Origin of the sequence: Corynebacterium sp. UMB0012 (assembly GCF_030216265.1) — a bacterium.
Taxonomy (GTDB): domain Bacteria; phylum Actinomycetota; class Actinomycetes; order Mycobacteriales; family Mycobacteriaceae; genus Corynebacterium.
On the sequence record NZ_JASOKQ010000071.1, the window covers coordinates 1 to 401 of the forward strand.

General features: G+C 48.1%; 1 rRNA gene. It reads left to right on the plus strand.

Annotation, left to right across the window (positions count from 1 at the left end):
- Nucleotides 1–61: ribosomal RNA gene (locus tag QP324_RS11905) — 16S ribosomal RNA — on the plus strand; the annotation flags it as partial.
- Nucleotides 62–401: the final 340 nt, after the last annotated feature.

Here is a 401-nt window from a genome sequence, read left to right on the forward strand (position 1 = left end):
GATTGGGACGAAGTCGTAACAAGGTACCCGTACCGGAAGGTGCGGGTGGATCACCTCCTTTCTAAGGAGCTTTTATTGTGGGTGCAGTTGCACCCTGTGGTTGGTTGAGTATGCGAGTGTCATGCTGCCGGCCTTTTTGAATTGAAAATTGTCCGGGTGAAACACACACCCTATGAGACAGACTGAGTGTTTGAATGGCGCTTTGTGACACACGTTGTCCATGCACAGTTAAACGAAAAATATGTTGTTTGTATGTTGGTGCATTGTTGGGTGTCTGGGGCATTATCCCCCTTTTTGTGCCTGACCATGAGTCTTGTTGACACGGTTGGTGTTGGCAGGGTGTGGTTGGGGTGTTGTGTGAGAACTGTATAGTGGACGCGAGCATTAAACACGCATTAAAT